We start from the raw sequence: 24,476 nt of genomic DNA, 5'->3' as shown, positions 1-24,476 counted from the left end.
TGTATTTTGAATTCCTTAATTATTCCTTAGGTCATTAAAGACCTGACCCCTGTTAAGATTTTCCACAGCGCGCTCCTATGACGCCTAACGATAACAAGATCAGCTACAGGCGGAGCACGGCGCGGTAGCTGCGCGGCGGATCTGTGGGCAGCAGCTACCGTGACGCGCGGAGCCTGTTAGCTGCATCGTATGGTTAGGCGCTTAGTGTATCTACCATAAATTGTTGGGCACGCTGAAAGAATGTGACAATGGCTTGTGCTCCCCACAGGCGAACAATGTTGGGAATCTCCATATTGTTATCAGTCGCTCTCTCTGTAAGTTGGGTAGCAATAGGATTGAGCGGATTGCGTGTCTCCCAACCAAGTAAAATTATACGCGCGGCGTAGGCCAATAGAATCGGCTCGGATAGCTGCTTGTCGGCAAAAACGTCGCGAATCTCACGCTCGATCAAGTCCGAATTACTGTCGGCGAAAGCATGAAACGTCGCCTGCTGAATCGGCTCGCAAAGAATGGAACTCGTCACGCAAAATGCAAGCGATATGGCTCGCTCGGGGTCGTGTGTTCGCACGAACTTGCGGGACAGCCGTGTAAAAATTCCGAGCTTAATGCTAGATACGCCGCATTCAATAACTGGCATCTGCTGTGCATTCTCGATTTCAGCATGTGTGGGTTCGGTGGGCATTGTCATCGAGCGAACGAATGGATGCTTGGACTGCTCAAAAACTGACAACAAAGATTCTTCCGCATTTAAGAGGGCGATGGCGGTTTCGAGACATGGATTCGCCATGAATGGGCGCAGCACCTCAAGAAACTCTGTCTTATAGGCGTAATATCCACCTTGCTGCTTCGCCTCCTCTTCGGTCATCTGGAACATAAGAGCGATAGTTTCATGCACCCATTGGAAATCAGCGCCTTGGAGCTTGGCTGCCCAGTGTGATGATTTATCGTCGTCGCGTCGTCGCATGGTGTTTTCTTGTTGAGGAGTTGATCGGGGCCCATGAGAGTTGATCGGGGCCAGGTCTAGAAAATGGATATTTAAAGATGATTTCCTGCTAAAGTCAAATTTCTAAACCTGGCCCCTTTTCTTTATATATCGATTGTCTGCAGAATTTGGATCTGGAACTTACCTTCCAAAATAGATGTCGGCTGTTCCCAAAGAAGTATCACTCCAGGTCGAGTAGACATTGTTATTGCGCGAAGTAATCTCAAAGAAGTCTCCGAATCCTTGAGGGTCCGGCACCCCGCCCTCGTCTGAATTAATGTCATTACCCGGGGCAGCGACACTACTGACCATCGTTTGATTCGTCCAAGTAGACAAACCATCCGCACGATAGGCAGCCCACTTTGGATTGGATGTATCCAGCCCTGTTTCCCGACTGTCCATCCAGATCACATGGAAACCTGTCATATCGGCAACGATTGCAGGAAAGAAGCGGTAGGCTTTTACCGCGTCGCTATTTACTTTATTTAAGAAGGGGAAGCTCACGCCCTTATCCGCCGAAGCTTGGAAACAGATATCAAAATCTTCTCCGGAATCACAGGGCCATACGATGCCAACCACACCGGGAGAACCGGGGCTGGGCGGGTTGGGAGGGAGGACAGCAATACTCGCCATGTTCATTCGTTTATTCGCTGTTGAGAATGCAGCATATCCCGCTTGGTTTTCTATTGGGTTTACATTGGGCAGTTCCCGAAAATTCGCTAATGGAAATGTGTTTCCCCCATCATCACTTCGGGTTAAATAAACATGATGTTCCTGTATCGTAAGCGCCGCGCAATTATTCGATAGGTCGAAAACAAAACAATTCAGTAGCACATAAATCTCACCATTCGGGCCGACCGCGATCGGTCCCGAGGAACATCGATAATTATTCGATGCGATCGGAGCGGTTAATATCGTTTGTGGTTCCTGTGGTGTCGGATGCCAAGTCGCACCTAGATCGAGACTTTTTTTAAAGTAGATATCCGACTTATATGCGGACACTGAGCATGTATCCGGTGGGAAAGAATATCCCGCATAGGTCAGATACACCGCATCGGCAGGACCTATTTTAATCCAGGGCCGATCACTTCCACTAGGCGTTAAAGCCTGATTTACTAAAGGGAACGATAGCCCTTGGTTGTCGGTGCGGACAATCTTAACGGTATCGTTCAAGAAAGCAAAATAAAGCCTTCCACTCGAATCGGCCGCGAGAGTCGGGTCTGCACCGGGGATTCCGGGTGTCAGCTCAACCCAAGTTGTTCCTCCGTTTGTCGATCTGTTAAGGTGCACCGTCCCATCAACCGTATTGATATAACCGATAAAGATATTTCCGGTTGGAGTGACCGCAATGGAAGGTTCACGCTGACCCCCGTCAATCATCGAGTTCACTCGAACTTGCCCCCACGCCGTACCTGCAAATACGAAGAAAATAAAAAGCGATAATGTTTTCATGCCGCACCTCTCTTGTCGGTTGATCTTCGTTTGAAGCAATTGTCCATGAACACTTCATTGCTCAGACTAGAATGAAAGGCTTATTTTTAATTATTATTCAGTATGAGAATCTACCCTATAACTCTACCGGAAGTCAATTTCAGGACCACCCGGCATTCTAATGTGAGATTATTCCCGCGCGTGATCGGGAGCATCCATGAAAAAATCTGTCAAGGGTAAAAGGCTGGCGTTTGGGCCTGGGTCCATTTAGAGTCTCTTGGACGATGAAGTCAGTCACCTACATGTGCTTTAAAGCGCACACGATAACATTGGACACCGGCCGCGCAATCTACCCGGGCTGAAAACAAAAAAGCCTGAGGCAGAATCACTCCGCCTCAGGCTTTTTGTTAAAAATTACTAAATCTATTTAATCGCGTCAACAATCGCGTTCAACGTCGGGCTCGGACGCATCGCCTTGCTGGTCTTTTCCGCATCGGCGTGATAGTACCCGCCGAGATCGACCTTCTGTCCTTGCGCGGCCTTCAGCTCTTCCAGAATCTTCGCCTCGTTCTTCTCCATCTCCTGCGCGACTTTGGAGAAGCGGGCTTGAAGCTCTTTGTCCTGCGTCTGCTCGGCCAACGCCTGCGCCCAGTAGAAGCCGAGATAGAAATGGCTCCCCCGGTTGTCGAGCTCGCCGAGCTTGCGGCCGGGTGACTTGTTGGTGTCGAGGAACTTCCCGGTCGCCTTATCGAGCGTGTCGGCCAACAGCTGCGCTTTGGGATTGTTGCCGGCCTTGGCAAGATGCTCCAAAGAGGCGGCGAGCGCGAGGAATTCGCCGAGCGAATCCCACCGCAAGAACCCTTCTTCCTGAAGCTGCTGGACATGCTTGGGGGCCGATCCGCCGGCGCCGGTCTCGAAGAGGCCGCCGCCGTTCATCAGCGGAACGATCGAGAGCATTTTGGCGCTGGTTCCGATCTCCAGAATCGGGAAGAGGTCGGTGAGGTAGTCTCTCAGCACGTTTCCGGTCACCGAGATCGTATCTTTTCCCTCTTTGATCCGCTCCAGCGAAAGGCGCGTCGCCTCGGCCGGAGACATGATCCGGATGTCGAGGCCTTTCGTGTCATGGTTCTTCAGATATTTCTCGACTTTCTTGATCAGCTCCGCGTCGTGCGCCCGGCTCTTGTCGAGCCAGAAGATCGCCGGAGATCCGGTCGCTTTCGCCCGGTTGACGGCGAGCTTCACCCAGTCCTGAATCGCGGCGTCCTTCACCTGGCACATCCGCCAGATGTCCCCTTCTTCCACCGTATGCTCCAGCAACGTCTGGCCGGAAGTGGTCACCACCCGGATCGTTCCATTTCCGGAAGCCTTGAAGGTCTTGTCGTGCGAGCCGTACTCCTCGGCGGCTTGCGCCATGAGGCCGACGTTCGGGACGCTCCCCATCGTCTTCGGATCGAGGGCGCCGTTCTTTTTGCAGAACTCGACGACTTCCTTATAGACCGGGGCGTAGCTGCCGTCGGGGATGACCGCCTTGGTATCGTATGCCTTGCCGTCGGGGCCCCACATCTTTCCGGAGTCGCGGATGACCGGCGGCATGGAGGCGTCGATGATCACGTCGCTCGGGACATGGAGGTTGGTGATCCCCTTGTCGGAGTTCACCATCGCCAGCGGAGGGCGCTTTTTGTAAACTTCCTGAATATCGGCTTCGATGGCGGCGCGTTGATCGTCCGGCAGACTTTTGATCTTGGCATAGAGATCGCCGAGACCGTTGTCGGGATCGACGCCGAGCTTCTGGAAGGTCTCTTTGTATTTCTCAAAAACGTCTTTGAAGAAGACCGAGACGACATGGCCGAAGATCTTCGGATCGGAGACCTTCATCATCGTCGCTTTGAGGTGGACGGAGAACAACACCCCCTGCTTTTTGGCGTCGTCGATCTGCGCTTCGATGAATTCCCGGAGGGCCTTGCGGCTCATGAACGTGGCGTCGATCACCTCGCCCGCCTTCATCGTCACCTTCGGTTTCAGGACGGTGATCTTTCCATCTTGCCCGACAAACTCGATCCGCGCCTCGGTCGCCTCGGCCACCGTCGTCGATTTCTCGTTCGACCGGAAATCGCCCTTGGTCATATGGACGACATGGGTCTTGGAGTCGGCGCTCCAGGCGCCCATTTTATGTGGGTTCTTTTTGGCGTAGTTCTTAACGGAGAGGGGGGCGCGACGATCGGAGTTTCCTTCACGCAACACCGGGTTGACGGCGCTCCCGAGCACCTTGGCATATCGCGCCTTGATCTCTTTGTCCTGGTCGGTCTTCGGGTCTTCGGGATAGTCGGGGATCTTGTAGCCCTGCTCCTGCAACTCCTTGATGGCCGCTTTCAGCTGGGGAACCGAGGCGCTGACATTCGGCAGCTTGATGATGTTCGCCTCGGGGGTCTTGGCAAGCTCCCCGAGCTCGGCAAGATCGTCCGACTGTTTTTGGGCTGCGGTCAAATTTTCGGGAAAGGCGGCGACAATTCGGCCGGCGAGCGAGATGTCCCTCAGTTCGACCGAAACACCCGAGACCTTGGTAAATGCATTGACGATCGGAAGAAAAGAGTAAGTCGCCAGGGCAGGCGCTTCATCGGTTTTGGTCCAAAGAATTTTGGTGGCTTTTGATGTCATGGTTTTTTCCTCACTTGAAAGATTTCAGTTTCCCCAGAATTGATTCGCCCAATCGATTGAAGCCCCCCGCCGCGAAGAGCGGCGAGGCTTCGATACCAGTAGAGAAAACACGATTTCCTTGGTTTATATTGCGAGCGATGTCGAACTCTTTCGCCCCTTGCAATCTGCACGGTCGCGCAGGAAAGGCATCCTTATTAAACAACGCCAAACAGCGCGCGTGCGCATTGATAACCCTTTTGTTATTTCAGCATCAATCCGGCTCATTTAAATCCCTATTAAAAGCCAAAAAGAAACACCACGTCAAGTAAAATTTGTTGCATTTAAAATACGCAACCCCCCTCTTTGTCCTCATTTAAATAGATCAAACCCGGCAAGCAAAGGACGACCGAGGTGTTAGATGGAAACCTTACTCTGTTATTTTTAGATTAGCAAAGGTGAATGAGGGGGTATTTAGAAGCTTTTCTGTTTTGAGAGCCGCCACCCACAGAGTCTGCCTGCCGGCAGCGGCCCTCTTCATTTTAACTTTAACGCTCAATCATCACGCGACGCCGTCGAGGCTGTTTAACCCTTCCGATGAACATCTTTGACCAGTCCGTTTTGTTCATCAATCTCAATCGAAACCATCGACCCTTCCGGAACCGTCGCCATTTTAATGCCGGCCGGCGGAATCAGCCGATAGGTGTTCGTGCTCCCATCTTTGAGTTTGAGGGTCGCCTTCCGCTCCGCGGAATCAAATTTCACCAACTCGCCGCTGACGATCGGATTGACCCGATTTCCTGTAGCCTGATAATTCTCAAGGCGATCGATATAAATGATTGAGTTTCCTTCGTCGAGCCCAAGCACCAATCGATCGCCCACCTTTGGATTTTTGACATTCTCAAAATTCTCCAACACTTTCGTGCTGAAATTCCGGGTCGTATTTTCCTCGGTGGTAAAAGAGATCATGTCGGGGGAAACTTTTGTGACCGTCGCCTTCAAGGTCCGGTGGCCCTGTGTCTCCGAGGGGGAATCCGCGGAAGAGAGAAGCGGGGCGCTGAGAAGGAATAGACTCAAAATCGCTGTTGTGAAGATCGATCTATTGATGAATTTGTTTGCTCGCATTTAACTCTCCTTTTGTTTCGCTAAAGGGTGAAGGCCCGTTTATCCGACTCCCTAAACGGGAACTCCCTAAACCGTAACATCCAAAAGGAAAAGCGACTGTAAGATATATTACTCATCCAAAAGTAGATCTAAGATTCCGAAAGTTGATTATAACCAAGAAAGAAGGGCCTCATCGAATTCAGGGTGTCCTTCAAAAAAGAACCAGGGGCATTTCGGGGAGCAACAGGGAAGAGACGGTCGGAAGGCGTTGCCGGCCTGTTTCAAGAAGGAGCGCTTGAAGGGCTGCTCGAACGCTCGACGACTAGGCTTGGCCGCAGAACGGGGCATACAACGGATCGTGGGCGCAGGCCCGCTTTCTCTGCTCGATATCGACTTCGGACTCATACCCTTCCAGATATTCCACCGCCTGCTGGAGGCAATCAGAAGAGTAGGAGAGGGTCTGAAGAAAAGCGGGGATGTCCTCCGGCGTTGTCAGCGTCATATTCAAGAGGTCCAAGCGCCCCAGGACCTCGTTGACGACATCGTCTTCCGGATCCCAATTGTACGCCGCGTAGCGATCTTCCGCCCAGGCGTGAACCTCTTTCGCCGTGAGTTTTCCCTTCTGCCAACCGATTAAGACTTTTTGAATATCTTTGCGTCTGATCGTCTGAGCCATGGTCTCCCCGCTGAGGTAGGACTGAAACTGAGGTCCTGTTTAGTATATCCAAAATCGACGATTTTGGCGGGGGTACCATGAAAAAAATTTCGGGGCGATCTCCTGCTCTTATGATCCCGGGAGAGTTTTTTTTGACGCACTAGCGCACTGCCGGCCGATCCCCGAAACTGAGCAATTTTGACCAGACAGCAATGGATCATTACAGCATACTGTAGCCAGCCCAAACCGCCTGGCCGGAGGATGGATCAGGACCAGGAAGCCTAGAAGAAAAATAGGAAAGAGAACAAGAAGCGAACCGGTCAGAGAACGTTCTAATGAGGCAAAGGAGACAGATGAAGATAAAACAGTTCGGATCTCTTTTCGTGATTTTAATTGCGCTCTCCACACTCACCGCCTGTTATGGAAAGGCGGCTGTTTCAAAGATTCCCCATTTCAGCTCCCCGTCCGGATGGCCCAACGAAGAGGCCTCTGCAAAGAACAATGAGGGGGTCGACCACCTGCTTAAATCGCATTGGGATACGGCAGCGCCCTTCTTTAAAGAGTCGATCCGGCTCTCTCCCAGTTTTCCTGAACCCTATTTTAACTTGGGGGTTGCATTAGACGGGATGGGAAAACAGGAAGAGGCGACGGAGGCGTTCAAGAGTGCAAAATCACTCGGAACGGATGACCCGAGAATCATGAGCAGCGAAATCCTAAAGGCGCACATTAAATCGTAATATAAGGAGGGGGCAGGCGTTTCGTCGCGGCCATACGAGACGCGGACGAAATGGAGAGAAACGGCCGGTTTCTTTCGACCGTTCTATTTCGATCGCTTCGGTCGTTTCAAAACCATCTTTCGGTGGGGAATGCCGGCCTCGGAAAAACCATCCCCTTCCGTGACAAATCCAAGCCGCTCGTAGAAAGGGATGGCCGGGGCCTGCGCATGAAGATAAAGCCGGGCCAACCCCTTTTTCCGTGCGTCTGACTTAATAAAATCGATCAAAGCGGTTCCGACCCCTTTTCCTCGCCAATCTGGAGAGACCGCCATCCGGCCGATTTTCCCCGACCGACCCGACCTTCCCTTCACCACCAGCCGCGCCGTTCCGACGACTCTCTTGCCGGAAAGGGCGACGAAGTGAATTGCCCGGTCGTCCTCTCCGTCGAGCTCAATCTCGAGCGGAACCCGCTGCTCGATCACGAAGACCGCCTCCCGCAGGCGGATCAGCCCGAAGTAATCTTCCTGTGTTTTTGCAATCCGAATGACCTGCTTCATCATGAATTGACAGAATAATTGCAACCGGCTAGAGTAGAATCCATACCGTATGGAGGCCCGATTCGTTTGATCCGTTCAATTCTCTTTCTCTTCGCACTCCTGACCCTGTTCCTTCCCACCCCCGGTCGGGCCGATGTCTTCCGATACATCGACAAAAACGGCGCGGTGGCCTTTACCGACAACATCGAGAACGTTCCGCAGGAGCAACGGCCGGCGGTTCAGAAGATCGAGCCGACTCCGTCGCCCTCCGCCCCCACGCCGACCCCGGCCTTGTCTCACCCGCGTCCCACCTATGACCGCTGGATCGACAATCCCCTCTCTAAATATATGATGGTCTTCATTGCGCTCTCCATCGTCATGCTCTTCGTCCAGCACAAAACGGAGAGCTTTCTTCTGAAGATGGTGATGAAGCTTCTCTTCGTCGGTTTTCTCGGCGCCGCCATTTACAGCGTCGTCGTGATGCAAGACAACCCCCTCTCCCCGGCCGCCCTACAGAACGCGGCCGCGCCTTACCTCCCGACCCCCGCCCCGATCAACGAGGCGAAGAAAGCGGTCGGCAAGGTGGAGGCGGCACAGAAGCAACAAGAGGCGGAGATTGAGAAGATGATGCGGTCGGTCGACAATCCCAATCAGTAACGGATCAATTCAGTTTTGAAAGTTTATTCCGCAGAAAATGATCGACGAGGACCAGCGCCATCATCGCCTCGGCGATCGGGACGGCGCGAAGCCCCACGCACGGATCGTGGCGGCCTTTGGTGGCGATCTTCGCCGGGTTGCCATGGATATCGATCGTCTCCTGCTCGATGGCGATCGACGAGGTCGGTTTTACCGCCATCCGGACGACGATCTCATCACCGTTGGAGATCCCGCCGAGAATCCCGCCGGCATGATTTGATTTAAAGCCGGTCGGCGTAATCGGATCACAGTTCTCGCTCCCCCGCATCTCGACGACCTTAAACCCCGCTCCGATCTCCACCCCTTTCACCGCATTGATCGACATCATTGCCGCCGCGAGCGCGGCGTCGAGCTTGTCAAAAACCGGCTCGCCCCAACCGGCCGGAACCCCTTTCGCCACCACCTCGACCATCGCCCCAACCGAGTCTTTCGCCGACTGCGCCTCCTGAATCACCCGGATCATCTCCTCGACCGCGTCGAGGTCGGGACAAAAGAGCGGGTTTTGGTGAATTTGAGCGTAATCGATCTTCTTGATCCGCGCTGCGCCGACCTGGACGACATATCCGACGATCTCCACCCCCTCGCGGGCCAACAGCTTCCGGGCGATGCCGCCGGCCGCCACCCGCGCGACCGTTTCACGCGCCGACGACCGTCCGCCGCCGCGGTAATCCCGGAAGCCATATTTCTTGAAGTAGGTGTAGTCGGCGTGGCCGGGACGGAAGAGTTCTTTGATTGCGTCGTAATCTTTTGATTTGGCATCTTCATTGTAGATGATCAGGCCGATCGGCGTGCCGGTGGTTTTTCCTTCGAACGTTCCGGAGAGTATTTTAACCGCGTCGGACTCTTTTCGCTGGGTCACCAGCTTGCTCTGACCCGGCTTTCGGCGGTCGAGGTCTTTCTGGAGCTCCTCCTCGGAGAGGGGAAGCCCGGCGGGGCAGCCGTCGACGATGGCGCCGAGCGCGACCCCATGGCTTTCGCCGAAAGTCGTGACACGAAAAATCTCTCCAAACGTATTTCCCGACATCGCCGCTCCCAAAAAACGGGCGGGTCACCGACCCGCCCTGATAAATCCACTCGATCATTCAAGCGGCTCAGTGCACGCCGACCTGAAGACACTCCTTGCAAAGCTTCTTTCCCCCCTGCGCTTTGAGGAGCGCCACATTCGTCTGCTCGCCGCACTCGCCACACGCTTCGGCGTCGTACTTTCCCGACTTCGGCGGGGGGGGCAGCGTCACATGGTCGATTTTAAAGAGGACTGACTCCGCCGCGGTCAGGATCTCATTGATCTTGTCGTCGGTCAGCTTCTGAAAGGCCTCCTTCTGTGCCGCGGTGGCATCGGGGCCGGTCGCCTCTTTTCGCAGCTTCCGGAGCAGGCCATGGTCGAAGGTGTCCCAGTAAGTGCAGTAGGCCCGAACCGCTTTTCCGCTCTTCGTATTTTGGAGGATATAGACCGGCTTGCCGACGTTCGTGAGATAAAGGTTTCGCTTGCCGAAGGTGCAGCCGGTGATCTCTTGGATCGCATCGAGCGCGCAGGTCTCATTCCCGACCAGCGCCACCAGCTCCTTCATGTTCTTCATCTGGTCCCCCATCTCCCGCATCAACAGCTTCGCCGCCCGATAACCGACGGCAATATCGAGACAAAGATGCCGATGAAAATCGACCGCCTTCTTAAACTCCTGATCCATCCCAACCCCTCCCAACAAAGTGACCTTATCAGCCGCCGATCATACCATATAATTCCAAGAAATCAAAAACGAACAATCCTAACAAAGCGCCCCCATGTGTCAGGCCTCGCTCCATCCCTCATATCTCTTCTTACAATCAAACACCCCATCCGCCGCATTCGGTCAGCCGATGCAGCAGTCCGTCGCTGCCCTGCGCGCGGTCGCTAAAGCTGCTAAATTTACTCAATCCCCGCCGCCGGCTCCCCCGTCGCCACCTCCGGCGCTTCCTTCTCAACCACCCACCCCTTCACCCAAGGCAACAACGCAAACGCCGGCCAAGAAAGAAAAAAGGTCGCCAAAAAATAGGTCGCATACCCCAGATGCTGCGTCGCCACCCCGGAGAACGCCCCCGCCACATTCCGCGCCAATCCGAACAGCGCCGACAACAACGCATACTGCGTCGCCGCATGCCGCTTGTCGCAGATACTCATTAAAAACGCAAGAAACGGCGCCGTCCCCAACCCGCCGCAGAACGACTCGACCACCGACGAAAGATACATCAGCCCGTCCGACGGCGGAAGCGACGCCGCGCCGGCGTAGAAAAGATTCGAGACCGCCTGGGCGATTCCCAAAATCCAAAGTCCTTTGAAGATCCCCCAGCGGCTCGTCAGCATCCCCCCCAGAAGCGCTCCGGCGATCGTGCTCACCACCCCGAGCGTCCCCGGCACCATCCCGATCTGAACCGGCGTGAAGTTTCGATCGACCCAAAACGGCTTTACCATCGGCCCGAGCGCCATGTCGCCGACCTTGAAGAGGAGGATGAACAGGGCGACGAAGAGAAAGCCGGGCCGCGACGCGAATTGCTTCAATGGGGTTAAGATGGCGTCGGACACCGGCGACGCGGTCGGGCTGGAGGCGGCAAGCGAGCGACCCCGGCGCTCCTCCGGGGCGCGGCTGGAGATCGCCGCGATGACGAAGAGAAGCGCCGCCGCGGCGACAAAGGCCTCCCGCCAGCCGATCGATCCGGCGAGCGCGACAAAGAGCCCCCCGGCGGCGATGAGGGCGATCCGATAGGTCGTCACCCGAATGCCGTTCGCCTCCCCCATCTCGCTCGAATCGAGGAGCTCGATCGTGTAGGCGTCGATGGCGATATCTTGCGTGGCGGAGAAGAAGGCGAGGGCGACCATCAAGAACCAGAAGAAGGGGCCGGTGTCTCCGGCGGGAAGGGCAATGAGAATCAAGAGGGTGGTCGCCATTGCGGCTTGGCAGGCGATCATCCAACTGCGGCGCCGTCCCCAAAAATCGACCGCCGGCGCCCAGAGGAATTTCAGCGTCCAGGGGAGTCCGACGAGGCTGAAGAGACCGATCTCCTTCAGGCTCACCCCATGGACGCGGAAGTAAACCGGCAAGGCGTCGATGATCAGGCCGAAGGGAAACCCCTCCGCGAAATAAAGGATCGCCACCCAGAAGAGCTTTTTACGAAGTGTCGTCATGAATCACCGAGGGCCCTGCCCGGGCTTTAAATCGACGTTGCGTCGAGGCCGGACCGACGGCACGGGACGCGTAAACACCGCTACTTTACCCCGTTCGGCCTCTTTTGTCATCTCTATTACATTCGACATTACATCGACCCTGCCGAGCGGCATAAAACCACCGGAAGGATTGACTTCCTTAAGAGGATCGGTGTAATTTAGGATTACCCTTTTTTTCAGCCTTTTTTAACCGATCCATGATTATCGTTCAAAACCAAGGAGTGATCCGATCCTGATCTTCCGGCGTCGGATTTCATCCTGATCACGGGGAGAGCATCGAGGATGAAAGAACAAAAATTTTCTGAGATCTTGAAAAAACGAAGGGAAGAAATCGTCGGAAGTTGGACCAAGCAGCAACTTTCTCTGGCGGGCAAAGCGGGGCTGACCCCGGAAGAATTCCGCCGCAAGTGCGGCGAGTTTCTGGAGCTCTTGGGAAATGTCGTGGAGAGCGGAGCATCGCTCGATCTTCATCACCCCAAGGCGGCGCCGATCGTTGAATTTCTCAAAGAGTTCTCCAGGGAGCAGGTGCTGAAAGGCTTCTCCCCGACCGAAACGGCGACCTTCGTCTTCAGCTTGAAAGAGGTGGTCCTTCCCCTCCTCCAGCCGCTCGCCAAGAGCGAGGAGACCTTTACCAGCGAGGTGATGCCCTTCTCAACCCTCCTCGACCAGCTGGGGCTCCTCACCTTCGAGTTCTACCTCAACTCCCGCGAGGAGGTCATCGCCCGGCAACAGCTCGATATGTCGGAGCTCTCGACCCCGGTCGTCAAGATTTGGGAGGGGATTCTCGCCCTGCCGCTCATCGGCACCCTCGATTCCCGGCGGACGATGACCGTCATGGAAAAACTGCTTCAAAAAATTGTCGATACGGCGGCGACCGTCGCGATTCTCGACATCACCGGCGTCCCGACGGTCGACACCCTGGTCGCCAACCACATCATGAAAACGGTGGCGGCGACCCGGCTGCTCGGCGCGGAGGTGATCATCACCGGCGTCTCCCCGGCGATCGCGCAGACGATCGTCCACCTGGGGGTCGATCTCTCCGGCATTCTGACCCGGGCCACCATGGCGGAGGGGCTCAAGCTCGCCCTTCGAATGACCAAACAACAATTGACCGACGACCGACGGAACGGAATGACCCCCTTGGAAAAGGGAGCGGCAACCCAGGCCGCCGCACCCCAGAAGGGACGGGCTTAAATGGAGAAGATCCCGATCATCAAAGTGGGCGACACCCTCCTCGTCTCGATCCAAACCGACCTCCAAGATCAGGTCGCCATGTCGATGCAGAGCGATCTGCTCACCAAGATTGAGAAGACGTCGGCCCGCGGGGTGATCATCGACATTTCGGTCCTCGACATTGTCGATTCTTTTCTGGGACGGGTTCTCTCCGACACCGCCTCGATGGCGCGGATCATGAACGCCGTCGTCGTGGTCGTCGGGATCCAACCCTCCGTCGCGATTACCCTCATCGAGCTCGGCTTGGATTTAAAACAGATCCCGACCGCGCTGAACGTCGAGCTCGGACTCCAGCTGCTGCGACAGAAGATCGGCGAGCGGGACGATGAAGAGGGGGAAAGCAACGGCGCCGGCGCGGACGACTTGGGATGGATGGAGGAGCGCTCCCAGAATGGCCATCGTTAATAAGGCGGCCCGCCTTTCGATCGCAAACGAGACCGATGTGGTCCGGGCCCGACAGGAGGTCCGCCTCAAATCCCAGGCGATCGGGTTCAGCATCGTCGATCAGACCCGAATCACCACCGCGGCGAGCGAGCTGATCCGGAACATGCTCAAGTATGCCGGCGGCGGCACCCTCGAGATGGAAATCCTCCAGAACGGCACCCGCTCCGGGCTCCGCATTGTCTGTGAAGACAAAGGACCGGGCATTCCCAATCTCGAGCTGGCGATGAAAGAAGGTTATACCACCGGCAACGGCCTCGGATATGGATTGCCCGGCTCAAAGCGGTTGATGGACGATTTCGACATCTGGTCGGAGGTCGGGAAGGGAACGCGGGTCACGGTCGCCAAATGGCGTTAAAGGTGACGGAGCTCTCCTCGATTGTCCCCGAAGGAGAAGCATGGGCCGGTGAGATCCGCCGCCGAATGACAGGCATCGCGAAATCGATCGGCCTCTCCGAGGAGAAATGTTCGAATGTCGGCCTGGTCGCCACGGAGATGGCGACCAACCTGGCGCAGCACCGCGCCGCCTCCCCGATGATCCGTTATGGGATCACCCTCTCCGAGCAGGGGGAGAAGGGATTGCTGATCCTCTCGGAAGACCGCGGCCCCGGCATCGCCGATCTGGACCGGGCGCTTCAAGATCATTTTTCGACCTCCGGCACCTTGGGGGGAGGGCTCGGGGCGATCCGCCGGCTCTCCGACGACTTCGCCATCTATTCCGAGCCGGTCCGTCCGGGGGTCGCCTTTCCCGGGACGGTGGTGATCTCGCGCACCTGGAGCCGGCTCCCCACTTCCGAGCCGTTCGACTGCGAGGCGCTGACCCGGCCGAAACCGGGTGAGACCGACAACGGCGACGGCGTCTCCTACGCGCCGGGCGACGGCCGGCTGCAGGTGGCAGTCATCGACGGCCTGGGACATGGATTGGGGGCGAGCAAGGCGGCCAAGGCGGCCCGGGAAAAACTGAAAGGAAGCGGCACGCTCCCCTTGGCCGACCTCCTCGACCAGCTCCACATCGAGCTTCAAAAAACGCAGGGGGCGGTGATCGGCCTCCTCCGGCTTGATTTAAGGGAGGGACGGGCGACCTATGCCGGGATCGGCAACATCGACTGCCGGATCTACGGCCGTCAGCCCGCAAGACCGATTTCGGTCAACGGCTCGCTCGGGGTCGTTCCGCCCCGGTGTCGGGAGGAATCGTTTTCTTTCGGGAAGGGAGACCTCTTCATCCTTGCAAGCGACGGCCTCTCCACCAAGTGGGAGCCGAGCCATTATCTGAAAAGGACAGACCCCTCTCCCCTACTGCTCGGGGCGCTCCTGCTGCGGGACCAGCTGCGGGCGAACGACGACGCCACGGTCGTCATCGGACGGATCGGATCATGATGAATCTCACGATGGAGAAGAAGGTTCTCTCCGTAGCGATCGGAAGACAGACCCAGCTCCTCACCATCCGGAACAAGATCCGGACGGTGCTCGATTATTTCGATATCCCGCGCCGGGAACAGAACCGGCTGATCATCGCCCTCTCCGAGTTGATGCGGAACACCATCCTCTATGCGAAATCGGGCGAGCTGACCCTGTCGGCCGCGCAAGAGGGATCGGAGTGGTCGATCACCTTCGTCCTCTCCGACAAGGGACCCGGCATTTCCCGTCTCAACGAAATCCTGCAGGGGGCCTATCGCTTTTCGCCCGGACGCGGTCTGGGAATCCTCTCCGCCAAACGCCTTCTCGATGAATTGGAGATCAGCACCGCCCTGGGCGAAGGGACCGAGGCGCGCGGTTCGATTCGGATCGGCCGCCTCGATGTGCAACGACTCGACGACAGCCGTCTCGCCCGCCTCTACCAGATGCTCACGCTTCAGCCCGACGTCGAAGACCTCGTCACCTCCCTTCGGGAAAAAGAGCAGTTGATCGACCAGTTGAACAAAGAGCTGAGCGTCACCAATGAGGGGATCATCGCCCTTTATCGGGAAATCGATGAGAAGAACACCGAGCTCTCCCGCGCCAATCAGATGAAGTCGACCTTTCTCGCAAACATGTCCCACGAGCTGAGAACCCCGCTGAATTCGATTTTGGCGCTGAGCCAGATTCTCCTTGATCGGATCGACGGCGAGCTGGCCGCCGAGCAGGAAAAGCAGGTCGGGATGATCCAGAACTCCGGCGAGCAGCTCCTGCATCTGATCAACGACATCCTCGACCTCTCCCGAATCGAGGCGGGGAAGGTTCGGATCGAGAAAGCCTGGATCGATCTAGTGAAGGTGATTCAAGAGGCGGTGAAGAGTGTCGAGCCGCTCGCTCAGAAAAAGGGGCTGACCCTCCGGTTCGACCCGCCGGCCTCCTTCCCTTCCGTCTTTGCCGACGAAGCGCGCGTTCGCCAGATCGCACTCAACCTCCTGAGCAATGCGGTCAAATTCACCCTCTCCGGACGGGTGGGGGTCACCCTTTCCCTCGGAAAAAATGGAGAGGGAAAAGAGGAATTTTTTATTTCTGTAAAAGACAGCGGAATCGGAATCGAGCCGAAGAACCTCGGCTACATTTTCGAGCCGTTCCATCAGATCGACAGCAGCGCGGCCCGTAAGTTTGGCGGGACCGGTCTGGGGCTGTCTATCTGCAAACAGTTGGTCGAACTGATGGGAGGGAGAATCTGGGCCAACAGCGCCGTCGGCAAAGGGTCGACCTTTACCTTTACCCTTCCCCAGTCGGACGCGCCGGCCGGCTTTAAAGTGCAGGAGTAGGAAATGCCGAAACGGATCTTGATCGTCGAGGACACGCCGGCCAATTTCTACGTTCTCCAGCGGGTCTTTCTCAAAGAGGGATTCGAAGTCATCCAGGCCGGCAACGGAAGAGAGGCGATCGGGAAAGCGGAGAGCGACGCCCCCGATGTCATCTTGATGGACATGCGCCTTCCCGACATGAGCGGCTACGAGGCGATTCCGGAGATCCGGCGGAACAATTCCGCCGTGCCGATTATCGCGGTGACCGCCGACGCCCTGCCGGGAGACAAAGAGTCCTGCCTGAGCCTTGGCTGCGCCGCCTACTTTTCCAAGCCGATCCAATATCGCGAGATCGTCGAGAAGGTCTTACAGATCCTCTCCGATCCCGATCAACATAAGGGACCGGCCGCACTTGCCGGGTGAAGAAGCGGTTGAATGACTTTCAATAATCAGACGGAAAAGGAGACGCCATGGCAACGATCTTGGTGGTCGATGATGTTGAAACCAACCGGTATGTCTTAGAAAAAATTCTCAAGGCCGACGGTTTTCGCGTGATCACGGCGGCGGACGGCGCCGGTGCGCTGGCCGGCGCCCTGCAGAAGCCCGACCTGATTCTCCTCGATATCAATATGCCCGACATCGACGGCTTCTCGGTCTGCGACCGGCTCAAGAAAGATCCGAGAACGGAAGTCATCCCGATTCTGATGACCTCCGCCACCTATTATGACCTCGAGAGCCGCGTCCGCGGCCTGGAAACCGGAGCGATCGACTACCTTGCCCAGCCAATCAACAAGGCGGAATTGCTCGCCCGCGTCCACAGCAATCTCCGCTCCAAATACTACTATGACCGCGCGCAGCGCGAGACCCGGCGCTTTCAGCTGCTGGCGGAGATCGGGAATCTTTTCTTTACCTCCCTGACGAACGGCCGGTTTTCGCCGGGGATCCCGGAGAAGATCATGGCGATGTTCGACGGAGTCGGCGCCGGCGTCTTTTACCGCGACCGCGCCGAAGGCGCATTCCGTTGGCTCTTGACCGGCGGACTCTTTACCGGAATCGAGGCGGTCCCGAATGCCGGAACCGAACCCCCTTCCGGTCTGCTCGCCCGCGCCTTGAGTAAACGACGGATGATCGTTGCCTCCCGGGCGGAGGTCGACAGGGACCCCTTTTTGGAAGCGGCGTTGCGGGGTCTCACCTTCGACGGGCTGGCCCTCTCCCCCCTTGTCTACCAAGAGTACAGCAAAGGGATTTTATTGATCGCCCTCCCGAAAAATGATCTCTCCCCGGAGGAGGAGCAGCCGCTCGAGGTCCTCTCCTCCCGCCTCACCTCGGCGCTCTTAAATCAGGAAGCCTATCTTTATCTGCAACGGATGAACGAGACCCTCTCCCGTTCCAACCTGAAACTGCGCGAAGAGGCGATGCGGAGCAAAACCGCTCTCTCCTATGCGTCGCATGACCTCAAAACACCCTTGAACGCCATCCTCGGATTTACCTCCCTCCTTCTCGATCGGGCGATGGATTCGAAAAAAGCAGAGGAGGCGCTGAAGCGGATTCTCGCCAACGCGAAAGAGCTCCTTCGAATCCTCGACCGGGGGCTCAATGAATTTCGCTATACAATGAGCGGCGCGGTGGAGGTCGACGTCAGCGCGCTCGTTCTGGAGCAGATCCAAAACGAACTGGCTCCCCTTCTCTTCGGAAAGGAAATCGACATAAAGAGCCGGGTGGAACCCGATGTCCGCCTCCCCGTCTCCGAACCCGACATGATTAAACATATCCTCTCCAACCTCTTCTCCAATGCAGCCAAATTCACCGTTTTGGGATCGATCGAAATCGGCGTTCGAAAGGTCAAGGAGCGCAACCGGGAGGGGGTTCAGATCACCGTCTTCGATACCGGTATCGGGATTGCGCCGGAGCGGCTCAACCAGATTTTCGATCCATTCAATCATACCTCCGGCTATGACGGGAGCGGGTTGGGATTGACGATCATCCATGGCATCGTCCAAGCGATGGGAGGGAAGATTAAGGTGAAGAGCAAACCCGGCGTCGGCAGCCGGTTCACCGTTTGGCTGCCGGCAGAGCCCCCCCTTCCCTCTCCCGAACCGGCGCGGTGAGCGACGAGGCGATCGCGCCGGACCGATCGGAACGGATCACCTTCTGCCTTGTCCATCCGGAAAGCCCCGGCAACGTCGGCGCCGCTGCCCGCGCCCTCAAAAACATGGGGTTCAGCCGGCTCGCCCTCGTCTCCCCGACCGATCCGCGCGGAGAGGAATCGATTCGGATGGCCTACCGCTCGCGTGAGCTCCTCGACCAAGCGGCGCACTTTCCCGATCTCGACGCCGCGCTCGCCGAGGCCCACTGGGTCGTCGGCCTGACCGGCCGCGAACCGAAGAAACAGAGGCGGTCCCATACCTCGATTGAAGCGCTCGCGCCGGAGATCTGGCGGCGCGCGGAGGATCAAAAGATCCTCCTCCTCTTCGGCTCCGAAGGAACCGGTTTGAACAATGAGATCCTCGCCCGCTGTCACCGCACCGCCTTCATCCCGACCGGCCCCTCCTTCTCATCGCTGAATCTTGCCCAAGCGGTCCTCCTCACGGCGGCGGCGCTCCTTCGGACCGCTCCTGCCGACGCCGGTCCGAAAGAAAAAAACGCCCGCCGCGCGCTCCTCCCCGTCGGGGCGTTGGAGCCGTTGTTCGAAGAGATGGAAGAAGCGCTCCGGGAAATTGGATTTTTAAAACCGCCGGCGGATAAAAAGATGGTGAGGATGCTCCGGACATTATGGTTGCGGGCGGAGATGGATCTGGAGGAGGCGAAGATTTTGAGGGCGATGTTTCGGGAGGTTCGCCAGGCGTCGAGGAGAAAAGCGCCGGAGCGGTAATGCTGGACCGCGAAGAAGAAGAGAAGGGCCTCAGGTAGAATCAAATGGGTTGGGATGGGGCGCTGCTCTTGACCTGACTGCCTGAAGGTCGTGGGGTTTTACCCCACCCCCCACCGTGGGGGCCGATTGCCCGGCCCCCTCCGGCCTCCCCGTGCAGCCGGGGGGAGAGATCCCCCCCGCTCCCCCCTTACGGTCACAACTTGCACCACGCGCGGGAAGGGCACCGCGGATGGGGCTTCGACAGGTGACCTGATTCGGTAGGTAAACCGTCGGATATAAAACGCAGCAGCGTGGGGGGGCGGAGTACGCCCTTGCCGCGCAGTCGCTTACGATCTTTTTTAATTCAAACAAAAACAGTACTAGATTTGGGGTTATCTGCTCGGTGGCACGCTGTGTCGGAGAGAAAGGGCCCCACGGGGGGATGGGTGGAGCGAGGACGCAGTGCGCCACCGCTATAATGAAAACGTTCCACCTACCTTTTCAGGGCGCCTGTCTGAGGCGCAGTCCGCACTATCCTTGTGCGGTCGCGCCGAGTTCGGCCGCAGGGGGGCCAGGGGGTTCCACCCCCGGCGTCTGGGGAAGCCGGAGGGGGCGCGACGAGGCGCCCCCTCGGTGGAGGGTGGGGTGAAACCCCACGACCTTCAGCCGTACTCAGCAGCATACTCTGAGCTGACTCAGGGCGCCTCTATCCGCCCGCGCCCCTATCCCCGCCGCGTCGCAACCATCTTCATCCCATACCGGGGCCGCAGCGTAATCAACGGCTGAAGCACCACCGGGTGGCCCGGAACCAACCGAAGCTGCCAGCGCCGGGCGATCGCCGCCATCACCAGAATCGCCTCCATCCAGGCGAACGTCTCCCCGATGCAGACGCGGGGGCCGCCGCCGAAGGGAAAGTAGGAAAACTTCGGCCGGGCCGCTTTCGCCTCCGGCGTCCACCGCTCCGGATCGAAACGAAATGGATCGGGAAAATAGCGGGAATCGTGGTGGACCACATACTGGCTCATCAGGAAAATGGTCCCCCCGGGCACGTTATATTTTTCGAACGAATAATCGTCGATCGCGCGATAGCCGACCAGCCAGGCGGGGGGATAAAGACGCATCGATTCGGCGAGCACCTTCTCGACATATTGAAGTTTGGGGAGATCGTCGACCGTCGGCAGCCGGTCGCCTAAGAGGAGATCGATTTCCGCGTGTAATTTCGCCTCTACTTCGGGATGCTGCGAGAGGAGATACCAGGTCCAGGCGAGGGCGTTTGCGGTCGTTTCGTGGCCGGCGAGAAAAATCGTCATCGCCTCATCCCGCAGCTGAAGGTCGGTCATCCCGCCGGTCCCCTCTTCATCGGTGGCATGGAGCAGCATCGAGAGAAGGTCGCCGCGGTCTTCGTCGCTCGCCCGCCGCTCGGCGATCATCCGGTAGATCGTTTCGTCGAGGCGCTGCTTCGCCTTTTTAAACCGGAGGGTGCTCGGGATCGGCAGCTCCGCCATCAGATCGGCGAACGGGAGGGTGAATCGGTTGAAGAACTCGACCGCCGTCGAGAGCGCCTCCCCGATCTCGTGCGCTTTCGAATCGACATCGGCATCGAAGAGGGTCTTCGCCGCAATCCCCATCGTCAGGTGCATCATCTCGGCATGCAGATCAAACGGCGTCCCCGCCTTCCACCCCTCACGCATCCGGGCGGCATAGCCGGTCATGATCTCGCCGTAGGAGGCGATCCGCTGCCGGTGGAAAGCCGGCTGGGCGATCCGCCGCTGGCGGCGATGGAACTCCCCTTCGCTGGTGAGCAACCCCTCGCCGAGAAGCCGTTTGGCCCATTGCAACCCCCGGCCCTTGGTAAAGTTGCGGTGGTCGGTCGTCAAGACCGCTTTGATACTTTCGGGATGGCTGAGGAGGACCATCTCCTGAGAGCCGATTTTGAAAGAGGCGGCGTCGCCATACTCTTTGGCAAGCCGCATGAGGAAACGAATCGGATCGCGGCGAAAGGCGAAGAGGTGGCCGACCAGCGGCTTGCCGGACGGGCCCGGCGGAAAGGAGTATTCTTTCGTGGACATGGAGTGGAGAATACCTGAATCGGCGCGCAATCTCAAGGGGGAGCGGGGCTTTGCATCTGTCTGCGGCCGGCCTGCAGTCTGAAGGCGTGAGGTTTTACCCCATGACTCTCACAATCCCGAATCAGAATTTCGAATCGGCCGGGAAGGATCAAGCCGGAGGATCATAAGGAATCCGAACCGTCACCGTCGTTCCCACCCCGACCGCGCTGCCGATCTGCACCGTCGCACCGAGGAGGTCGGCGAATTTCTTGACAATAGACAGTCCCAACCCCGACCCTTCGTGGGAGCGGGTATCGGAGGTGTCGGCCTGGTAGAACGGCTCAAAGAGGCGGGAGAGGTCTTTTCCGGAGATTCCGATCCCGGTATCTGAGACCTCGACGCCGACCCGCTGCTCGGCGGGGAAATCCAACAGCCGGACCGTCACCGAGCCTCGGTCGGTAAATTTGATGGCGTTGGAAACCAGATTTCGGACGATCTGCTCGATCTTCTTTAAATCGGAGCGGATCGCGAAGGGGCCGACCTCATTGATCAGATCGACCTTCAGTCCTTTTTCTTCTCCCATCGTCCTCAGGTTATCAACGATCTTTTCGACCACATCGACCAGGAAGACCGTTTCGACCGTCACCGGCATCTGCCCCGCTTCCAGCCGGTTGAGGTTGAGCAGATTGTTGATCAGGTCGAGCAGGATGCGGGCATTATAGGAAATCCGGTCGACCCGCTCTTTGAGTTTGGCCGGATCTTCCACCGGACGCGGCCGGCTGAGAAGGTCGGCGTAGCCGATGATCGCGTTCAGCGGCGTCCGGAGTTCGTGGGAGATCATCGAGACAAATTGCGTTTTGGCCCGGCTGGCCTCTTCGGCCTCGACCTTCTTTTGGTTCAGCGCCTCTTCCACCTGCTTGCGCGCCGTGATGTCGAAGGAGACGCCGATCACCCCGATCAACTCCCCTCTTTCATTCCGAATCGGCGTATCGACGACCATTGCCGTAAAGAGGCTTCCGTCCCGGCGGCGGACCTGAAACTCGCCCGACCATCCCCTTCCCAGCGCCAGCCGGCGCATGATCTTCACCCCTTCTTCATACGAAAGATCGGAAGGGGTCACTTCGGTGATGTTTCGGCCCAACACCTCTTTGGCGCTCCAGCCGTAGAGCTTTTCCGAGAACCGATTCCAATAAAGAATGACCCCGGCGAGATCGGTGACGATAATCGCCTGTTCGACGACATCGAGCAGATTGGCCTGAAAGCGGATCTGCTCCTCCACCTGCCGCCGCTCGGTGATATCTGCAAAGGTGGCGTAAACCTGATATGGCTTCTTCTCTCCCGGTCGGAATTGCGGGATGGCATTCACATTGATCCAGCGGTACCCCTTCTCTTCGGGATGGAAAACCCCCATGATCACATTTTTCACCGGCGCCCCGGTTCTCAGGGCGACCATCGCCGGATGCGCTTCTCCCGGGAGCGCCGACCCGTCGTCCCGGATCGCCCGCCAATCGAGATCGAAGGAACTCCGCCCCTGCATCTGGTCGATCGTCAACCCCAAGATCCGCTCCGCCGACGGGTTCGCCGAGAGGATTTTTCCCTCCTCATCCTGATAGACGACCCCTTGCGTCATCGTCTCGAAGAGAGTCCGATATTTCTCCTCGGAGTGGCGCAATCCCTCCTCGGCCCGCTTGCGCTCGGTGGTATCGATCACAAAGGCGACCCCTTCCGAACCCTCATTGAGCAGGGCGCCGCCGAACAGGCCCCAGAACCGGCTGCCGTCTTTTCGGAGATATTCCCTCTCATAAGGAACACAGCTCCCATGTTGCTTCATCTCCTCAACGGCCTGCCGCGTCCGCTCGATCCACTCCGGCGGCGTCAGGGGGTCCCAGCGGACCTTTCCGGCCCGCAGCTCTTCCCGACTGTATTGAATCATCTTCAGGAAGGCATCGTTGGCATCGGTGATGGAACCGGAAAGATCAAATGAGGCGATGCTCAGAACACCGCTCTCGCCGAGCCGCCGGAAGCGCTCTTCACTCTGCCGGAGCGCCGCTTCCACCTCTTTCCGTCGCGCGATCTCTTGCTGGGCGTCGCGATAGAGCCGGGCATTTTCAATCGCCAGCGCCGCGCGGCGGGCCAACTCTTCGGCCAAAGCGAGATCGACCCGGCTGTATTGCCGATCGGATTCGACTGAGATAAAGGTGATCGCGCCGAGCACCCCCTGTCGGCCGGTAATCGGGACCACCATCGCCGACTTCATCCGGAGTTGCTCCAACAAGGTTCGATGCTTTGCATCCGAAGCCGCTCCTATGACAACGGCGTCGGAAATCTCCGGATAGAGTTCCGATAGACCGGTCCGTATCACCCGGGCGGCGCCATAAGGCCCATCGGGATCGAGCGGCTGGCGCTGAAGGTCTTCTGCCAGGTTTGCCTGGGCCGGATCGGCCGCCGCCACCGCCACCCGGCTGATCGACCGATCTTCCTCACGCATGTTGATCAAACACCAATCGGCGAAACGGGGGACGACGAGACGGGCGATGTTCGAAAGGGTCGTTTTATAGTCAAGCGCATTGGAGAGGAGGGCCGTCGCCTCGGTCTTCATCGACTCCGCCATCCGCTCCGTCCGCCGGTGCATCAGCGCCTGCTCGACGACATAGGCGGTATGCGCCGTTAGGATCAGCCGCTCCGGATTGCCCTCCGTCGCCGGCGTACCGATGCCGATCGCGCCGAGGGTGCTGCCGTGGACTCGAATCGGCGCCGCAGTGCAGGTATACCCATGAAAGAGCTGGATGTAATGCTCCGGCCCGGAGACCGCGATCGGCTGGTTGGTCGCGAGGGCGGTTCCGACGGCATTCGTCCCCATCCGGCGCTCCGACCAGTCATAGCCGGGGAGGACATAAAAGGCCTCGCGCATCAAATGATCGTTTCCGGTCGCATAGAGAATTAGTCCGTCCCGATCGACCAAAAACGCGGTATGGCGCAAACCGGACAGGGAGGAGGAGATCCAGTCGAGGTGGAGCGCGGCGACCTCAATGAACTCTTGGTTGACGTCCAATCGATGACGAAGGATCTGTTCGGAAACCGGATGGAGGATCAACTTCATCGGATGAGGATGGACGCCGGCGGCGCGGCTTCGCTTCCAGGAATCGAGGATGACACGGGACACTAGGCCGGCGGGGGGGAGCCCTTCGATGAAACGTTTCCATTCGGTTTGAATTGGATTAATCTCTTGCCCCACCATAGCCTCATTC

At 57.6% G+C, this 24,476-nt stretch carries 21 protein-coding genes; 10 read left to right on the top strand and 11 right to left on the bottom strand.

Going from position 1 to position 24,476, the window contains the following annotated elements:
• Nucleotides 1-193 precede the first annotated feature (193 nt).
• The 5 genes from HY282_18215 to HY282_18195 form a co-directional block, all read right to left on the bottom strand.
• Entirely contained in the window at nt 194-964 is a 771-nt protein-coding gene (locus tag HY282_18215) for a hypothetical protein (GenBank protein MBI3805690.1), read from the bottom strand.
• A 159-nt stretch (nt 965-1,123) separates the two neighbouring features.
• On the bottom strand, nt 1,124-2,434 hold the full coding sequence (locus HY282_18210) for a hypothetical protein (GenBank protein MBI3805689.1): 1,311 nt from the start codon (nt 2,432-2,434) through the stop codon (nt 1,124-1,126).
• Nucleotides 2,435-2,836: 402 nt separating this feature from the next.
• Complete coding sequence (locus HY282_18205) at nt 2,837-5,068, bottom strand: NADP-dependent isocitrate dehydrogenase (GenBank protein ID MBI3805688.1); 2,232 nt, start codon at nt 5,066-5,068, stop codon at nt 2,837-2,839.
• Nucleotides 5,069-5,629: 561 nt separating this feature from the next.
• Nucleotides 5,630-6,169, bottom strand: a complete 540-nt coding sequence (locus tag HY282_18200) for a hypothetical protein (protein MBI3805687.1) — start codon at nt 6,167-6,169, stop codon at nt 5,630-5,632.
• 301 nt (nt 6,170-6,470) lie between these two features.
• Complete coding sequence (locus tag HY282_18195) at nt 6,471-6,824, bottom strand: hypothetical protein (GenBank protein MBI3805686.1); 354 nt, start codon at nt 6,822-6,824, stop codon at nt 6,471-6,473.
• 332 nt (nt 6,825-7,156) lie between these two features.
• Between HY282_18195 and HY282_18190 the strand changes: the two genes are divergently transcribed.
• A complete protein-coding gene (locus tag HY282_18190; protein ID MBI3805685.1) occupies nt 7,157-7,540 on the top strand; it encodes a hypothetical protein in 384 nt (127 codons plus the stop codon).
• An 83-nt stretch (nt 7,541-7,623) separates the two neighbouring features.
• Here HY282_18190 and HY282_18185 read toward each other — a convergent pair whose 3' ends face one another.
• Nucleotides 7,624-8,079 (bottom strand): GNAT family N-acetyltransferase, encoded by a 456-nt coding sequence (locus HY282_18185; GenBank protein MBI3805684.1) that lies wholly within the window; start codon nt 8,077-8,079, stop codon nt 7,624-7,626.
• A gap of 63 nt (nt 8,080-8,142) precedes the next feature.
• On the opposite strand from HY282_18185, the gene HY282_18180 reads away from it, so the two are divergent.
• Nucleotides 8,143-8,712: a DUF4124 domain-containing protein gene (locus HY282_18180; GenBank protein ID MBI3805683.1), complete on the top strand. Its 570-nt coding sequence runs from the start codon at nt 8,143-8,145 to the stop codon at nt 8,710-8,712.
• Nucleotides 8,713-8,716: 4 nt separating this feature from the next.
• Here HY282_18180 and aroC read toward each other — a convergent pair whose 3' ends face one another.
• From aroC to HY282_18165, 3 genes are all read right to left on the bottom strand, one after another.
• The gene (aroC, locus tag HY282_18175; GenBank protein MBI3805682.1) at nt 8,717-9,775 is read right to left on the bottom strand and encodes a chorismate synthase; all 1,059 of its coding nucleotides are present in this window, start codon (nt 9,773-9,775) and stop codon (nt 8,717-8,719) included.
• Nucleotides 9,776-9,842: 67 nt separating this feature from the next.
• Nucleotides 9,843-10,436, bottom strand: coding sequence for a hypothetical protein (locus HY282_18170; GenBank protein ID MBI3805681.1), 594 nt, complete (start codon nt 10,434-10,436; stop codon nt 9,843-9,845).
• Nucleotides 10,437-10,654: 218 nt separating this feature from the next.
• Nucleotides 10,655-11,908, bottom strand: coding sequence for an MFS transporter (locus HY282_18165; GenBank protein ID MBI3805680.1), 1,254 nt, complete (start codon nt 11,906-11,908; stop codon nt 10,655-10,657).
• 321 nt (nt 11,909-12,229) lie between these two features.
• Between HY282_18165 and HY282_18160 the strand changes: the two genes are divergently transcribed.
• Genes HY282_18160 through HY282_18125 form a run of 8 tightly spaced genes read left to right on the top strand, consistent with a single transcriptional unit; the run spans nt 12,230 to nt 19,201 of the window.
• On the top strand, nt 12,230-13,141 hold the full coding sequence (locus HY282_18160) for an STAS domain-containing protein (protein MBI3805679.1): 912 nt from the start codon (nt 12,230-12,232) through the stop codon (nt 13,139-13,141).
• Nucleotides 13,142-13,585, top strand: coding sequence for an STAS domain-containing protein (locus HY282_18155; protein ID MBI3805678.1), 444 nt, complete (start codon nt 13,142-13,144; stop codon nt 13,583-13,585).
• Nucleotides 13,572-13,979 (top strand): anti-sigma regulatory factor, encoded by a 408-nt coding sequence (locus HY282_18150; protein ID MBI3805677.1) that lies wholly within the window; start codon nt 13,572-13,574, stop codon nt 13,977-13,979. Before HY282_18155 ends, HY282_18150 begins: the two co-directional genes overlap by 14 nt.
• Nucleotides 13,970-14,998 (top strand): SpoIIE family protein phosphatase, encoded by a 1,029-nt coding sequence (locus tag HY282_18145; protein ID MBI3805676.1) that lies wholly within the window; start codon nt 13,970-13,972, stop codon nt 14,996-14,998. Before HY282_18150 ends, HY282_18145 begins: the two co-directional genes overlap by 10 nt.
• Nucleotides 14,995-16,350: an ATP-binding protein gene (locus tag HY282_18140; protein MBI3805675.1), complete on the top strand. Its 1,356-nt coding sequence runs from the start codon at nt 14,995-14,997 to the stop codon at nt 16,348-16,350. Before HY282_18145 ends, HY282_18140 begins: the two co-directional genes overlap by 4 nt.
• A gap of 3 nt (nt 16,351-16,353) precedes the next feature.
• On the top strand, nt 16,354-16,752 hold the full coding sequence (locus HY282_18135) for a response regulator (GenBank protein ID MBI3805674.1): 399 nt from the start codon (nt 16,354-16,356) through the stop codon (nt 16,750-16,752).
• A gap of 47 nt (nt 16,753-16,799) precedes the next feature.
• Nucleotides 16,800-18,437 (top strand): hybrid sensor histidine kinase/response regulator, encoded by a 1,638-nt coding sequence (locus HY282_18130; GenBank protein MBI3805673.1) that lies wholly within the window; start codon nt 16,800-16,802, stop codon nt 18,435-18,437.
• Nucleotides 18,389-19,201 carry a hypothetical protein gene (locus HY282_18125; protein ID MBI3805672.1) on the top strand — a complete coding sequence of 271 codons (813 nt, stop codon included), beginning with the start codon at nt 18,389-18,391 and terminating at the stop codon, nt 19,199-19,201. The genes HY282_18130 and HY282_18125 overlap by 49 nt, the downstream gene beginning before the upstream one ends.
• A gap of 701 nt (nt 19,202-19,902) precedes the next feature.
• Here HY282_18125 and HY282_18120 read toward each other — a convergent pair.
• The gene (locus HY282_18120) at nt 19,903-21,249 is read right to left on the bottom strand and encodes a cytochrome P450 (GenBank protein ID MBI3805671.1); all 1,347 of its coding nucleotides are present in this window, start codon (nt 21,247-21,249) and stop codon (nt 19,903-19,905) included.
• Between the two features lie 148 nt (nt 21,250-21,397).
• Entirely contained in the window at nt 21,398-24,466 is a 3,069-nt protein-coding gene (locus HY282_18115) for a PAS domain S-box protein (GenBank protein MBI3805670.1), read from the bottom strand.
• Nucleotides 24,467-24,476: the final 10 nt, after the last annotated feature.

Source organism: Candidatus Manganitrophaceae bacterium, assembly GCA_016200325.1.
In the GTDB taxonomy this organism is placed as follows: domain Bacteria; phylum Nitrospirota; class Nitrospiria; order SBBL01; family Manganitrophaceae; genus Manganitrophus.
Note: the sequence above shows the minus strand (reverse complement) of the source record. Positions and strands in the feature narration are given on the sequence as shown.

Bases quoted from the DNA above. Each gene is read 5' to 3' on its own strand.
- HY282_18195 (MBI3805686.1), bottom strand. From the start codon at position 6,824: ATGGCTCAGACGATCAGACGCAAAGATATTCAAAAAGTCTTAATCGGT.
- HY282_18140 (MBI3805675.1), top strand. From the start codon at position 14,995: ATGATGAATCTCACGATGGAGAAGAAGGTTCTCTCCGTAGCGATCGGA.
- HY282_18145 (MBI3805676.1), top strand. From the start codon at position 13,970: ATGGCGTTAAAGGTGACGGAGCTCTCCTCGATTGTCCCCGAAGGAGAA.
- HY282_18200 (MBI3805687.1), bottom strand. From the start codon at position 6,169: ATGCGAGCAAACAAATTCATCAATAGATCGATCTTCACAACAGCGATT.
- HY282_18215 (MBI3805690.1), bottom strand. From the start codon at position 964: ATGCGACGACGCGACGACGATAAATCATCACACTGGGCAGCCAAGCTC.
- HY282_18205 (MBI3805688.1), bottom strand. From the start codon at position 5,068: ATGACATCAAAAGCCACCAAAATTCTTTGGACCAAAACCGATGAAGCG.
- HY282_18210 (MBI3805689.1), bottom strand. From the start codon at position 2,434: ATGAAAACATTATCGCTTTTTATTTTCTTCGTATTTGCAGGTACGGCG.
- aroC (MBI3805682.1), bottom strand. From the start codon at position 9,775: ATGTCGGGAAATACGTTTGGAGAGATTTTTCGTGTCACGACTTTCGGC.
- HY282_18185 (MBI3805684.1), bottom strand. From the start codon at position 8,079: ATGATGAAGCAGGTCATTCGGATTGCAAAAACACAGGAAGATTACTTC.
- HY282_18135 (MBI3805674.1), top strand. From the start codon at position 16,354: ATGCCGAAACGGATCTTGATCGTCGAGGACACGCCGGCCAATTTCTAC.
- HY282_18115 (MBI3805670.1), bottom strand. From the start codon at position 24,466: ATGGTGGGGCAAGAGATTAATCCAATTCAAACCGAATGGAAACGTTTC.
- HY282_18165 (MBI3805680.1), bottom strand. From the start codon at position 11,908: ATGACGACACTTCGTAAAAAGCTCTTCTGGGTGGCGATCCTTTATTTC.
- HY282_18170 (MBI3805681.1), bottom strand. From the start codon at position 10,436: ATGGATCAGGAGTTTAAGAAGGCGGTCGATTTTCATCGGCATCTTTGT.
- HY282_18130 (MBI3805673.1), top strand. From the start codon at position 16,800: ATGGCAACGATCTTGGTGGTCGATGATGTTGAAACCAACCGGTATGTC.
- HY282_18160 (MBI3805679.1), top strand. From the start codon at position 12,230: ATGAAAGAACAAAAATTTTCTGAGATCTTGAAAAAACGAAGGGAAGAA.
- HY282_18150 (MBI3805677.1), top strand. From the start codon at position 13,572: ATGGCCATCGTTAATAAGGCGGCCCGCCTTTCGATCGCAAACGAGACC.
- HY282_18155 (MBI3805678.1), top strand. From the start codon at position 13,142: ATGGAGAAGATCCCGATCATCAAAGTGGGCGACACCCTCCTCGTCTCG.
- HY282_18120 (MBI3805671.1), bottom strand. From the start codon at position 21,249: ATGTCCACGAAAGAATACTCCTTTCCGCCGGGCCCGTCCGGCAAGCCG.
- HY282_18190 (MBI3805685.1), top strand. From the start codon at position 7,157: ATGAAGATAAAACAGTTCGGATCTCTTTTCGTGATTTTAATTGCGCTC.